The organism is Amycolatopsis sp. lyj-90 (assembly GCF_046549035.1).
Classification (GTDB): Bacteria; Actinomycetota; Actinomycetes; order Mycobacteriales; family Pseudonocardiaceae; genus Amycolatopsis.
On record NZ_JAJPWP010000001.1, the window covers coordinates 135,934 to 148,464 of the forward strand.

The 12,531-nt window shown below is 68.3% G+C and carries 13 protein-coding genes; 9 read left to right on the forward strand and 4 right to left on the reverse strand.

Going from position 1 to position 12,531, the window contains the following annotated elements; genetic code table 11:
* Positions 1 to 673 precede the first annotated feature (673 nt).
* The 3 genes from ACLJPX_RS00660 (at position 674) to ACLJPX_RS00670 (ending at position 2,839) form a co-directional block, all read left to right on the forward strand.
* On the forward strand, positions 674 to 1,222 hold the full coding sequence (locus ACLJPX_RS00660) for a cysteine hydrolase family protein (RefSeq protein ID WP_410598203.1): 549 nt from the start codon (positions 674 to 676) through the stop codon (positions 1,220 to 1,222).
* Between the two features lie 31 nt (positions 1,223 to 1,253).
* On the forward strand, positions 1,254 to 1,793 hold the full coding sequence (locus ACLJPX_RS00665) for a hypothetical protein (RefSeq protein WP_410598204.1): 540 nt from the start codon (positions 1,254 to 1,256) through the stop codon (positions 1,791 to 1,793).
* Positions 1,794 to 1,873: 80 nt separating this feature from the next.
* A complete protein-coding gene (locus ACLJPX_RS00670; protein WP_410598205.1) occupies positions 1,874 to 2,839 on the forward strand; it encodes an aldo/keto reductase in 966 nt (321 codons plus the stop codon).
* Here the strand turns inward: ACLJPX_RS00670 and ACLJPX_RS00675 are convergent.
* Positions 2,836 to 3,717 (reverse strand): LysR family transcriptional regulator, encoded by an 882-nt coding sequence (locus ACLJPX_RS00675; protein ID WP_410598206.1) that lies wholly within the window; start codon positions 3,715 to 3,717, stop codon positions 2,836 to 2,838. The two genes, ACLJPX_RS00670 and ACLJPX_RS00675, sit on opposite strands and share 4 nt — an antisense overlap.
* A 116-nt stretch (positions 3,718 to 3,833) precedes the next feature.
* Between ACLJPX_RS00675 and ACLJPX_RS00680 the strand changes: the two genes are divergently transcribed.
* The 3 genes from ACLJPX_RS00680 (at position 3,834) to ACLJPX_RS00690 (ending at position 8,014) form a co-directional block, all read left to right on the forward strand.
* Entirely contained in the window at positions 3,834 to 4,619 is a 786-nt protein-coding gene (locus ACLJPX_RS00680) for an inositol monophosphatase family protein (RefSeq protein ID WP_410598207.1), read from the forward strand.
* A gap of 30 nt (positions 4,620 to 4,649) precedes the next feature.
* Positions 4,650 to 5,240, forward strand: a complete 591-nt coding sequence (locus ACLJPX_RS00685; RefSeq protein WP_410598208.1) for an NADPH-dependent F420 reductase — start codon at positions 4,650 to 4,652, stop codon at positions 5,238 to 5,240.
* A gap of 125 nt (positions 5,241 to 5,365) precedes the next feature.
* Positions 5,366 to 8,014 (forward strand): tetratricopeptide repeat protein, encoded by a 2,649-nt coding sequence (locus ACLJPX_RS00690; protein ID WP_410598209.1) that lies wholly within the window; start codon positions 5,366 to 5,368, stop codon positions 8,012 to 8,014.
* Between the two features lie 5 nt (positions 8,015 to 8,019).
* Here ACLJPX_RS00690 and ACLJPX_RS00695 read toward each other — a convergent pair whose 3' ends face one another.
* Positions 8,020 to 8,880, reverse strand: coding sequence for an alpha/beta hydrolase (locus ACLJPX_RS00695; protein WP_410598210.1), 861 nt, complete (start codon positions 8,878 to 8,880; stop codon positions 8,020 to 8,022).
* 5 nt (positions 8,881 to 8,885) lie between these two features.
* Between ACLJPX_RS00695 and ACLJPX_RS00700 the strand changes: the two genes are divergently transcribed.
* Complete coding sequence (locus ACLJPX_RS00700) at positions 8,886 to 9,539, forward strand: ArsR family transcriptional regulator (RefSeq protein WP_410598211.1); 654 nt, start codon at positions 8,886 to 8,888, stop codon at positions 9,537 to 9,539.
* Positions 9,540 to 9,542: 3 nt separating this feature from the next.
* Here ACLJPX_RS00700 and ACLJPX_RS00705 read toward each other — a convergent pair whose 3' ends face one another.
* Together ACLJPX_RS00705 and ACLJPX_RS00710 are read right to left on the reverse strand one after the other, a co-directional pair.
* Positions 9,543 to 10,148 (reverse strand): hypothetical protein, encoded by a 606-nt coding sequence (locus ACLJPX_RS00705; RefSeq protein ID WP_410598212.1) that lies wholly within the window; start codon positions 10,146 to 10,148, stop codon positions 9,543 to 9,545.
* A 167-nt stretch (positions 10,149 to 10,315) separates the two neighbouring features.
* Positions 10,316 to 10,747, reverse strand: coding sequence for a hypothetical protein (locus tag ACLJPX_RS00710; protein ID WP_410598213.1), 432 nt, complete (start codon positions 10,745 to 10,747; stop codon positions 10,316 to 10,318).
* 232 nt (positions 10,748 to 10,979) lie between these two features.
* Between ACLJPX_RS00710 and ACLJPX_RS00715 the strand changes: the two genes are divergently transcribed.
* Both ACLJPX_RS00715 and ACLJPX_RS00720 read left to right on the forward strand, forming a co-directional pair.
* The gene (locus ACLJPX_RS00715) at positions 10,980 to 11,312 is read left to right on the forward strand and encodes a hypothetical protein (RefSeq protein ID WP_410598214.1); all 333 of its coding nucleotides are present in this window, start codon (positions 10,980 to 10,982) and stop codon (positions 11,310 to 11,312) included.
* Positions 11,313 to 11,617: 305 nt separating this feature from the next.
* Positions 11,618 to 12,493 (forward strand): MerR family transcriptional regulator, encoded by an 876-nt coding sequence (locus ACLJPX_RS00720; protein ID WP_410598215.1) that lies wholly within the window; start codon positions 11,618 to 11,620, stop codon positions 12,491 to 12,493.
* Positions 12,494 to 12,531: the final 38 nt, after the last annotated feature.

Sequence of the window (12,531 nt, forward strand, 5' to 3'; positions counted from 1 at the left end):
CTAGCCAGTCGCGAGGCCGGTTGTATACGGACGTTCGGGTAAATCAAGGTGGCGTGTTCGTGGGCGAGGCCGGAGACGGGATGAAGGCGTCTTTCGTCGCGTCCGATGCCGAGCGGCGGTGTCGTGAAAGCCACTTTCGGGACATCGGACGTCCCGAAAGTGGCTTTCGCGACACCCCGGAAAGCTGGTGTGGCGCTCATGGAGGTCGGGTTGGTCGTGAGTGGCGTTTCGGGTTCTATTGGGGGGTAGGTCAAATGTGGCGTGATCGAGCCTCTGTGATTAAGGGCCCCTTCGCTGGCTTCAAGGCCGAGGGTGGCCTTCACGGCATGGCTCTGGACTGGCCAGCGGGCGCCGGTCGTTCCCCGAGTGTCCACAAGGGACACTCTCTGGCGACTACATGTCCGGTTGATGACTATATGTGCGGTTCTCGTGGGGGTCGTGAGTGATAAAGAGGGTTAGAACGCGCATTGCCACTCACGACCCTTGTTGCAAAGCGTACATATGGGCATCAATCGGACTTTTGCTTGCCTAACGGTGTCCTCTGTGGACGGTCAGGATGCGGCTGGCTCTCGGCCGACCAGATCCGCGACGCCGAAGGCTCGGCGCGACCCGCCCGCGAGCACGCCACGTTGCCCTTCTCCTCAAGATACGGACGTTCGGGTAACTTCCCGTCATGACCACCGCGCTGATCATCGGGGACCTCCAGCGAGGCATCACGGGCAACTACCCGTTCGCCGAGCGAGTACTGCCGCCACTCACGGACCTGCTGCCCCGCGCTCGCGAGGCAGGCGCTCTCGTGGTGTTCGTCCACTTCGCGCTTCGGGGCAACGGCGCCGACCTGCCGCCGGGCAACGCGCTGTTCAAGTCGTTCCACGACGCCGGGGACACCTTCCACGAGGGCTCGGCCGGGACCGAGCTCACCCTGCCGGTCGCCGCCGAAGACGTCGTCGTGGTGAAACGCCGTGCCAGCGCGTTCGCCGGGACCGATCTCGATCTCGTGCTCCGCTCCCGGGGCGTCGACACCGTCGTGATCGCCGGGGTCGCGACCAGCGCGATGGTGGCCGCGACGTGCTACGACGCGGCGGACCGCGGCTACCACGTGACCGTGCTGCGCGACGGGTGCGCCGACGGCGACACGGCGATCCACGACTTCTTCGTCGACGCAGTCTTCCCCAGCCGGGGATTCGAGGTCGTGTCCTGCGCGGACTGGGGACCGCGGTGATTTTGTCGGTGGTGCCGGAGAAGATGGCGGCATGACGGAAACACCCGCTGGAATCGAACCCGACCGACGGTTTCGGTTGGAGACCTTGCGCGACATCGTCCAGGCCGAGCTGGCGGCAGCCGGGCTGCCGGTCGCTCCCGGTGAGCATCCGACTGGCACCGCGGGGGCGGTCGTGACGGTCGACCTGCCGGACTTGCACGGCGTGCTCGTCGACTGGCGGGAACACCAAGTCCTCCTCGACGCGAGCCAGCAGGCCTGGGCCGAAGACCCGCATCGGGAAGGCGAGGAATGCGCGGAGTTCTCGCGGCTGTTGTCCACGATCGGCGAGGCGATGGCCGAGGCGATCCGGAAGATCCTCACCGCCGCCGGGCTCGAAGTGACCGGCACGAACAACGACTACGCGCCCCACGAACTCCTCGTCGTCAGCAGGGTGGCCCCGTCGGTGTGGCAGGCGCGGCGGGACGCGGACTTCAGCCGGCGGCACGACTCGATGCTCGCGGCTTGGAATGCGCGGCACGCGGCCGAATGCCCGAATCCGGACTGCGAGGTTCATCGCGGTACGGGGGATTAGCCCCACTCGAAAACCTGAGGTGAAGATCGCCGCACTATGGCAACGTGGCCCGCGAGCCGATCAAGGGAGACGGGCCGGGGATGAAAACGAAACGACTGGGGAACACCGGCGTCGAAGTGACGCGGCTGGGGTTCGGCGGCGGGCCGCTGGGCGGGCTGTTCGCGCCGCTGGACGACGAGACGGCCGCCGGGGCGCTGGCCGCGGCGTGGGACGGCGGGATTCGGTACTACGACACGTCTCCGCACTACGGGATCGGGCATTCCGAGCGCAGGATCGGTGAATTCCTGCGCGGGCGGCCGCGTGATTCCTTCGTCCTGTCGACGAAGGTCGGCAGACTGCTGGTGCCGCAGGACGCGGGCGGGAAGCTGGATCCGGCCGGTTTCCACGTTCCCGCAACACATTCCCGCGTACGCGACTTCACTCGTGACGGGATCCGGCGCAGTGTCGAGGACTCGCTGGAGCGGATGGGCCTGGACCGGATCGACGTGCTGTACCTGCACGACGCCGAGGAGTTCTTCGACGACGCCTTGCGCGAGGGCTATCCGGCGCTCGCGGAGCTGCGGTCGGAAGGGGTCGTCGGCGCGATCGGCGCCGGTATGTACGACACGGCCATGCTGACCACGTTGGTGCGGGAAGCGGATGTCGACGTGGTCATGCAGTCCGGCCGCTACACGCTGCTCGATCACAGCGCGCTCGACACGTTCTTGCCCGCTTGCGAGGACCGCGGGGTCTCGGTGATCGCGGCGTCGATCTTCAACTCCGGGCTGCTCGCCGTCCCGCGGCCGGACGCGGGAGCGTACTTCGACTACGAGGCCGTGACACCGGATGTTCTGGGGCGCGCGAACAGGATCGCCGATGTGTGCGAGGCGCACGGCGTGACGCTTCCTCAGGTCGCCATGGCCTTCCCACTGCAGCATCCGGCTGTCGCCGGTATCGCGGTGGGGATGCGGTCCGCGGAGGAGGCGCGGCGCAACCTGGAGTCCTTCGCCGTGGAGGTTCCCGCGCAGGTCTGGACCGAGCTGCGTGCCGCGGGCCTGATCCGTTAGCCGGCGTCGGCGAACGCTGTCCGGGCGAGATCGCGCAGCCAGCGGTGTGCGTGGTCGGTGTCGTAACGCTGGTGCCAGGACAGGTACACCGCGGCAGGCGGCAGTTCGAGGGGGAGCGGGAGCAGGGCGAGACCGAGGTCTGCGGCCGCCGAGCGGGCGGTGGATTCGGGGACCGTGGCGAGGAAGTCCCCGCCACGCACGAAAGCGAACGCGGCCGCCTCGGTGGGGGCGGACGCCACCACGCGCCGGGTGAGCCCGAGCTGCGCGAGAGCCTCGTCGAGGGTGTTCTCGAGCCTTCCGCGCCGCGAGACGGTGACGTGCTCGGCCGCGGCGTACTGCGCGGCGGTGAGCGGGTGTCCTTGCCGCGCGACGACGACGTGGCGGGTTTCCGCCACCTTCTCGGCACGGATGTCGGGCGTGGCCGGGTGGCCCGCGTTCGCCTCGAGGTCGACCTCGCCGCGGCGTAGCCCCGGGGTGTCGGTGCTCGATTCCGCGATGAAACGCAGGCGCACGCCCGGTGCCTGGTCGCGCACGGCCCTGAGCAGGGCCGGGCCCGCGAGGGCGACCAGCGAATCGTGCCAACGGAGAGTGAAGGTGCGTTCGAGCGTCGTGAGGTCGAGTTCGCGGCTCGGTGCCAGTACGCCGCGGACTTCCTGGAGGAGTTCGTGCACTTGCTGCCGGACGGCGATCGCGTAGGGCGTCGGGGTCATCGTGCGCCCGGTGCGCACCAGGATCTGATCCCCGGTCGTGCGCCGGATCCGGCCGAGGCTCCGGCTCATCGCGGGCGCGGTGACGTGCAGGCGCTCGGCCGCCCCGGCCACGCTGCCTTCTTCGAGCAAGGCGTCGAGCGACGACAGCAGGTTCAGATCCAAGTGCATGAGAATCATCTTAACCGTGCCTAACATGCAGTTGCTGTTAATTGAATGCGCACCTACCTTCGTGAGTGAGGGGCCGATCGACCCCCGAGACCCTTGCTCAGGATGGGAAAACCGTCATGCCCGGAACAGATCTCCTCGCCCAGACGGCGACGGCCACGCGTGCGGCAGGCGCGGTCCTGCTCGAGCGCTTCGGAGAGGTGGCCCGCTACCGGACCCGCGACGAACTGATGGACGTCCTCGCCGCCAACGACGCAGCGGCCCTCGAAGTGCTGCGCCCCCGCCTCACGAGCCTGCGCCCGGACGCCCAATGGGTGGAGGAGGAACTCGACGGCGGCGTGCTGCCTTCCGGCGAGTGGTGGGTCGTCGATCCGGTGGAGGGCAACATCAACCATCTGCACGGCCTGCCGGAATGGGCGGTCACCGCCACTCTCGTACGCGACAACCAGCCGGTGCTCACCGCGGTCCATCAGCCGCTGACCGGCGAGACCCACACCGCGCTCGCGGGCGGCGGAGCCTGGCGTGACGGCCTGCCGCTGCGCGTGTCCGACACCGCGGACCTGGGCTTGAGCCTCGTCGCCACCAGCCAGGCCAGGCCGGACGAGGACGAAGCGGTCGTGCGGCGCGTCGGCTCCTCGATCACCGCGATGCTTCGTGAAGCGCTCGTGGTGCGTACTTCCGTTCCCGCGACGCTGCACCTGCTGAACGTGGCCGCCGGTCGCGTCGACGCTTTCTGGCAGTTCGCCGGCGCTCGCGCCGACCTGCTTCCCGGGGCGCTGCTCGTGGCCGAGGCCGGCGGCCGGATCTCCGACGCCGAAGGCCACCCCTGGAGCCCCGCGAGCGGGAGTTTCCTGGCCGCCGCGCCCGGTGTGCACGCCGAAGCCGTCGCCACGCTTTCCCGCTGACCGTCCACAACCTACAAAACTGGAGTAAAGATGATCGCCGTACTGGGAAAGGGCCGCGTCGGAGGCACTCTCGCCGCCGCACTCGTCAAGGCGGGACACGAGGTGTCCGCTGCGGACAGCACACCGGGTGCCGCCGCCGAAGCGGCTCAGAAGGCGCAGATCGTCATCAACGCCACGCCGGGCGCGGATTCCCTCGAGCGGCTGGCCGCGCTGCGAGAACAACTGCGGGGCAAGATCCTCGTCGACGTCTCCAACGCCACCACCGAAGGACCGGACGGACTGCCCGCCGGTCTGCTCTACCCCGGCTCGAGTCTCGCGGAGCACCTTCAGGACGCGCTTCCCGACACCAGTGTCGTCAAAAGCCTCAACACGATGCTGTATTCGGTGATGACCGCGCCCGCTTCGCTGACCCAGCCGCCCACCGCGTTCCTTTCCGGTCAGGACCCGCAGGCCAAGCAAACGGTAAAACGACTGCTCACGGACCTCGGCTGGCGTCCGGAGTGGATCACGGACCTCGGTGGAATCGAAACCGCGCGGGCCACCGAAGCCGCGGTCCTGTTCGTACCGCACGTCATCCGGGCCGACGGATTTGCCCCTTTCGCCCTCTCGATCGCTCGCTGAAGACAACGAGTTCGAATTGTGTTCCGCTCCGCCGGCCTTGAATTCCGGTGCGTTCTCTTCGTCCCTCGCGGTGGTACCTTCGAAGCAGGGAATCGGCAGAGTCGCCGTGAGGGGACAGGTACCAGATGGAGCGCCGTCAGCAGGCGGTACATCGGACGATCGTGATCGTGGATGTCGAGGCGTTCACGGACTTGCGCAGGACAACGCCGCATCAGCTCGTTGTCCGCGAAGCCTTGTACAGCGCCTTGTCCCAGGGTTTCGAGGTGGCGGGCGCGCCCTGGTCGGAATGTCATCACGAGGACCGAGGCGACGGCGTTTTCGTGCTCGCGCCGTCGCATATTCCGAAGGCGCCCTTCATCGAGTTGCTGCCGAATGCGTTGGCGGCCGGACTGACGCTGCACAACGTCGCGCACCCGGCCGAACAACGAATCAGGGTGCGCATGGCGTTGCATGCCGGGGAAATCGTCTACGACGACCACGGCGCGACTGCGGAATCGGTCAATTTCGCATTCCGGTTACTGGACGCGGCCCCGCTCAGAACCGCGCTCGCCCGATCCGAGGGCGTGCTCGCGGTGATCGTTTCGAAGTGGTTCTTCGACGAAGTGGTGCGCAATAGCGAAGTGATCGATCCGGCCACGTTCCGGCCCGCCCGCGTCCAGGTCAAAGACACGTCGGCGATCGGCTGGATCTGGCTGCCGGACCATCAGTACCCGGCCGATCTCACGTATCTCGCGGCGTCGCGTGGTCGCGGCGAGCCGGAAATGCGGCAGCTGCCCGCGGCGCCGCGTTCGTTCACCGGCCGCGTGGACGAACTCGCCGTCCTCACCTCGGTACTGGAAGACGCGGCGGAGGAGGCCACGACGATCGTGATCTCCGCGATCTTCGGTACCGGGGGCGTCGGCAAGACCTGGCTCGCCCTGCACTGGGCGTACCAGCATCTCGACCTGTTCCCGGACGGACAGCTCTTCGTCGACCTGCGCGGGTTCGCGCCGGAGGGGCAGCCCTTGTCGCCGAGCGCCGTGGTGCAGGCCTTTCTGGACACTTTCGGGGTCGACCCGGCGCGGGTGCCCGCCGAACTGGAGGCGCAGTCCGCGTTGTACCGGAGCATCCTGGCGGACAAGAGGATGCTGATCGTGCTGGACAACGCCCGTGACACCAAACAAGTCGTCCCGCTCCTGCCCGCCAGTCCCGGCTGCACGGTGGTGATCACCAGCCGGGACCGGCTCGCGGGCCTCGTCACCGCCCACGGTGCGCGCCCGATCCCCGTGGACGTCTTCTCCGACACCGAAGCGCGGGAAATGCTCGCCATGCGACTGGGCACGGGCAGGCTGAACGCCGAACCCGACGCGGTCGACGAGCTCCTGTCCTGTTGCGGCGGGTTCCCCCTGGCGCTGAGCATCGTCGCCGGTCGCGCCGAGGCACACCGCGACTTCCCACTCGCCGTCCTCGCGGCCGAACTGCGCGACGCGACCACCAGATTGGGCGCGCTCGACGAAGGCGACCCGGCCGCCAGCCTGCCCGCGGTCCTGTCCTGGTCGTACGCGGCGCTCTCCGACGACCAGGCGAAGATGTTCGAACTGCTGGGAGTGGCCCCGGTGGTCGACATCGACCTCGCGGCCGCCGCCAATCTGCTGAACGCGCCCGCCGGCCGCGTTTCCGCGGAGCTGCAGGCATTGGAACGGACTTCCCTGATCCACCAGCATGTTCCGGGCCGCTGGCGGATGCACGACCTGGTCAAGCTGTACGCCGCCGAGCGGGCGGACCGGCGGCCCGACCGGACCGCGCAGGGCGACGCGCTGCACCGGCTCGTCGACTTCTACGTGCACACCGCGCACGCCGCCGATCTCCTGCTCGATCCGGACGGCCAGTCCATCGAACTGCCTGCCCCTCGAGACGGCTGTGCACCACGCCCCGTGCGGAGTCCGCAAGACGCGCTCGCGTGGTTCACCGCGGAACACCTCAACCTCATCTCCGTCCAGCAGGCGGCTCTCGAACGCCGATGGCTTCCGCCCGTCTGGCAGCTGGCCTGGGGACTGCACGGTTTTCACTGGTGGAAAGGGCATGTCCATTCCGATGTCGCCGTCTGGCAGACGGGGCTGGCCGCGGCCGAGCAACTGGGTGAACCGCTGCCCCTGACCCTGGCGAACCAGATGCTGCTCCACGCCTACTCGCGCCAGGGCGACCACGCCAAGTCGCTCGAACACGGCAGGCGCGCTCTCGCCGGAGTCGACGGTCTGGATGCCGTGCACCGCGCCCCCACGCACCACGCGGCCGCGTACATGTGGGCCCGTCAAGGAGAACTGGCGAAAGCGCTGGACCACGCCACGCAGGCGATGTCGCTGTACCGGGAAGCGCACAGGCCGATCCGCGAAGCGTGGGCGCTGACCATGATCGCGTCCTTCGCGATCAAACTGGGCCAAGAATCCCGGGGAGAGAGTGCGTGCGAGGCCGCACTCGCCCTCTTTCGCGAACATGCGTCCCCCTTGGGAGAAGCGGCCGTTCTCAACACCCTCGGCGAACTCGCCTTCGCCACCGGTGATCACGCCAAGGCGCTCACGCGGTTCGAGCAGACGCTCAGTCTCCGCCGCGAACTCGGCGCGAGCTACGCGGCAGCGGACACTCTGGACAACATCGCCCGCACCCATGCCGCGTTGGGGGACAAGGACAAAGCGCGCGAGACGTGGCTCGAGGCGCTGCGCGCGTACCAATCCCAGCTGCGCAACGACGAGTCCGGCCGGGTGCAGAAACAGCTGGATCTCCTGGACGGGTCCTGAAGCCGCTAGCGCGTCTCGTCCAGCCAGTCCGCGATGTCGTCGACGACCGCGCGGTCGACGTGGTTCGGCTTCTCGTAGTCGGCCGGTGTCGACGGTCCCGTGCCGGGGAAGAACAGGTGGTCGTCGGCGGCGTGGACATGGATCGTGACGTCCGGGCGATCCGAGAGGCCCGCCTGCCAGCGCGACAGATCGTCCTCGACGGTCACCTGGTAGTCGCGACCGCCTTGGAGGATGAGCATGGGCTTGTCCAGTGCCGCCGCGGTCGCGACGGGATCGTAGCCGCGGAGATCGAGCCAATACGACGCGGAAAAGCCGAAAGGCAGGTCCGCGGCCGGTGTGGCGGGGGAGAGGCCGGGACTGTCGACGTTCGCGGCCTGGCGGACGAACAGGTCGACGGCGTCCTGGCCGAGCAGCGCCGGGGACACGGTCGCGAGGTGGCGGGCGACCCGGATCGCGGCATGGTGCATCGGCTGGGTGTCGCCCGCGAGGATGAGCAATCCCGCGACGGAGGGCTCGGCGGCGGCGACCCGCGGCGCGACCTTCCCGCCCATACTGTGGCCCAGGACGAAGACCCGCTCGCTGTCCACAGTGGACTCTCGCTGGAGCAGGCGCACGGCGGCCGCGGCGTGCGGCACGTATTCGTCGGACATCGTGAAGCCGGGAACGCTCGCGGCGTCACGCCGGGTGTGGGTGATCTTGTCGAAACGCAGCGTCGTCACGCCCCGGCAGGCGAGACCCCAGGCCAGGTCCTTGAGTGGCTTGTTCGGCCCGCTGGTCTCGTCCCGGTCGAAGGGGCCGCCGCCGGGAAGCAGGACCACGCCTGCCCGGCTGCCGGGCTCCGTCGGCCTGGTCAGGGTTCCCGCCACGGCTGGTGACGGATCCGCGTTTGCCGATCTCGGCCGTCCACGCGGCTCGGAGCGCGTCGGTCGAGACGACCGCACGCAACGGTGGCGCGAAGAGCACCGCGACCTCGGCGAAGTGTTCGTCGCGCAGCATTTGGACGATCGTGGTCGCGGTGGTGACGAGAGTGGGCCCCAGTGCCATCTCCACGAGAGTGCTCACGACGGCACAGCTCTGCGCGCGCGTCCCCGACGCCTCGAAGGCGATGGTCTATCGGCATGTCGACCTTCTGGAGACGGGTGGCGTCCTGGAAGTGGTGGAGGAACGCCGGGTGCGAGGTGCCGTCGAGCGCGGCTACCGGCTCCGTCAGGATCGGGCGGCCATCGATCCCGACGCCCTCGCATCGGCGACCACCGAGGACTTCCAGCGGAGTTTCGCCACCGCGCTGGCCGCCCTGATGGCCGAGTTCACCGCCTATCTGAACCGGGACGGGGCCGATCCGGTCGCGGACCTGGTCGGCTACCGCCAGCACGCGGTCTGGCTTTCCCGCGAAGAGCTTCTCGGGCTGATCGGCGCGATGCGGGAAGCCATCGTTCCCGTCCTGTCCCACGAGCCCCGGCCGGATCGCGCCCAATACCTGCTCAGCCCGATCCACTTCCCGATCGAGGAGGCACCCGGCACTTGAGCTTCAGGCGTCACGGATGCTGAAGGTCGTGACACAGAAATCCCCGTCGTCCCGGCGATCCGCGATCACCGTGCCCTTGGCCCGCCGGCTTTCGACGGTCCCGGCGACGTCTGCCAGGACGAATTTGGACGTTCCGCCGATCTTGGTGATCGTGACCCGTGAGCCCGGCGGGAGCAGGGAATCGATCTTGTCGTCCATGAACCTCTTCTGCTGTTCGCAGGCCAGCGCGATCGCTCCCGCTTTGTCGCCGACGGCGATCTTGGCGAGGAAGTCCGTGATCACCTGAACCCCCTTCTCGGGCGGTTGAGGGGCGGGACGCCTGGTGACGGTGACCCTCGGGCGGGTCGGGCGGCTGATGGTCGTGGTGCTCGTCCGGCTCGTGGGTGCGGAAGTCGGGGCCGGGCTGGACGACGGAGCGGGCGGGAGGAGGCCGGAACCCTTGCCGAGCAGGAATCCGGGCGTGGCGAAACCGGTGACGCAGAAAGCGGTCAGTGCGATCACGGCGATCAGGATCCCGATGGCGACACCGGGCTTGACGGTGGCGGATCGCGGTGGCGTGCCGAAGTACTGGGGAGCGTTCTGGTGGTCGGGCCTGCCTGGATAGGTCATCGGATTCGCCTTCCGTGCGGGATCTGAATCGGCGATCCGACGGCGGCTTTCCGGTGCGGGTTCCGACCTTTCGGAGACCTTACGGCTCCGCGAACTCCGTTCCGGAACGCGGCGGAATGTGCACCACAGGGCGGGGACCTGCGGGGTCCCCGCCGGGTACCGCGTGCTCAGCAGGCGATGCGGGCAGCGGGGGTGAAGAACGTCCGGTCGATCATCTTCGGCTCGCCCGTCTTGAAGATGACCACCGCGCGCATCGCGGCGTAGAGGAGGCCGCTGGCGCACGGCCGCTTGATTTGCTCGCCGCCGCCCATCGTCCCGAAATTGAACTGGTCGACGGTGTTGCCCAGCGGGGCGCTTTCGTTCCCCCGGAAGATCGCGACGAAGCCCGCGATGCCCGTGACCTCCTGATCACAGGTGACCGAATAGTCGCTGGCCACCTCGGAGGCGCCGGCCCGGACCGGGGTGGTGAGGTTCGCCGTGCAGGTCGTGGCCGCGATGCCCGCCGTACCGCGGGCGTCGTTCGTGATCGTTTGGGAGATCAAGTGCTTGGTGGCCGGTGACACCGATGCCGATGCCGTGCCGGTCGCGAGTACGGCCATCGCGAGTACTACTCCCAGTAGGGTCAGGAAATGTCGGAAAAACCTGGCCGGCTGACTTTTCTTCACGTATCCGCCTCCACTGCTTCCGCGTTGCTCCGAATCTGTGACCATGGCGATCCTGCCGTCATGCGAATGGCCGCGTCGTCGTCATGGCTCACGAATCGCGAGCCGACGCGGCCCGGCGATTTGTCACTGGTCACGAAGGCGGGCCGGCGAAGAGGTGAACCGAAGGGTGACGACGATGACCGAGGATCTGGGTCCCTTCCAGGGCTTCTGGAACGCCTGGGACGAAGTGCACGACGAGATACGCGCCAAGGCCTTCGAACACTTCTCCCGCGCGGCGGAGATCCAGTACGAGGAAATGCGCGAACACCTCGCCAAGGGCGACTCCCGGGCGGCCGCGCGCGAAGCGACGGACGTGATCAGCATCGCGCTCAACACCATGCGCTGGCTGGGCTACGGACCGGCGGAGATCGCAGAGATCGCCCGGGACCGTGCCAGGGAGCGAATGCGTGGGCGGACCTCTTCGATCCTCGAGAAGTACCAAAGCGAATACGACATCTGATGTCGCTTTTCGGAACGTCCGGATTCGATTCGCAATCGTTGCATATTTGGTGTATCGTTTTGGATCGCCTGCGCTTCGAAGACGACACCAGTGAACAAGGGTGACATGCCGTTCGGTCACCCTGCGGGCCCGGCCACCCTCCCCCTCGCGCCGGGTCCGTGAGCCCGGTGGCGCCCTGGTGGAACCGGCCCCTCCCGGTCGAGCCGAGGCGCCGCCGGGTACTCACCTGCGTGGAGTCTCGTAAGCTGATCACGGTGTGCACGCCCGTGCGGGGGAGGACTACACCTGAAATTCGTGAGGTGTTGATGGACGTCGACGAGATGAGTGCCGCCGCGGGAGCGTGGACTCCCGGGATGGTGGCCGAAGAGCTGGGAGTTTCCCCGGTGACCCTCCGAACCTGGGCGTCCCGGTACGGCGTCGGCCCGTCGTTGCGGGCGGAAGGGCGTCATCGTCGCTATTCCGACGCCGACGTCCGCAGGCTCCAGCACATGCAGCGACTGATCGGACGCGGTATCCGGGCGCGCGAGGCGGCGGCGGCCGTGTTTTCCGGCGCGGACGAAGCACTTCCCGAGGTTTCCCCGGACCGGCGGGTCGACGAACTCGAACAGGCCTCGGAAGACCTCGAATTCCCTGCCATCGCGGCCTTGCTGGACGAAACGCTCGACGTGATGGGCGCGGCGAAGATGTGGACCGAGGTGCTGCTGCCGATCCTGCGGAATCTCGGCGGACGTTGGCTCCGGGGTGACGTGTGTTTCGAGTCCGAGTGGGCGCTCACCACCGAGGTGTCTTTCGCGCTCCAGCGCTACGTCGCCCGGTTCGCCGCCGTTCGGACGGATCGCCCGGTGCTCGTCGCCTGCTGCCCGGAGGAGCGTCACAGCCTGCCTGTCGAAGTCCTGCGCGCGTCGTTGGTGGAGGCCGGGATCCCCGCCGTCTACCTCGGCCCCATGGTGCCCGCGGAGACCACGGCCGGGATGGTCGCCAGGCTCGAACCGGCGCTCGTCGTGCTGTGGTCGATGTCCCCGGCGACCGTCGACCTCCTGCTTTGCCGGCGCCTGCAGCGCAAGGGTTTCGCCGTCGCGGTCGCGGGGCCCGGCTGGGAGGGGCTCGACCTCCGCGGCGCCCCCTGGGTCGACGACCTGGCGGGCGCGCTGGACCTCGCCGCCGAGCGGTCGAAGGCCTGAGCTTCGCACACTCGATCGTGGCTCGTGTCGCGCTGAAG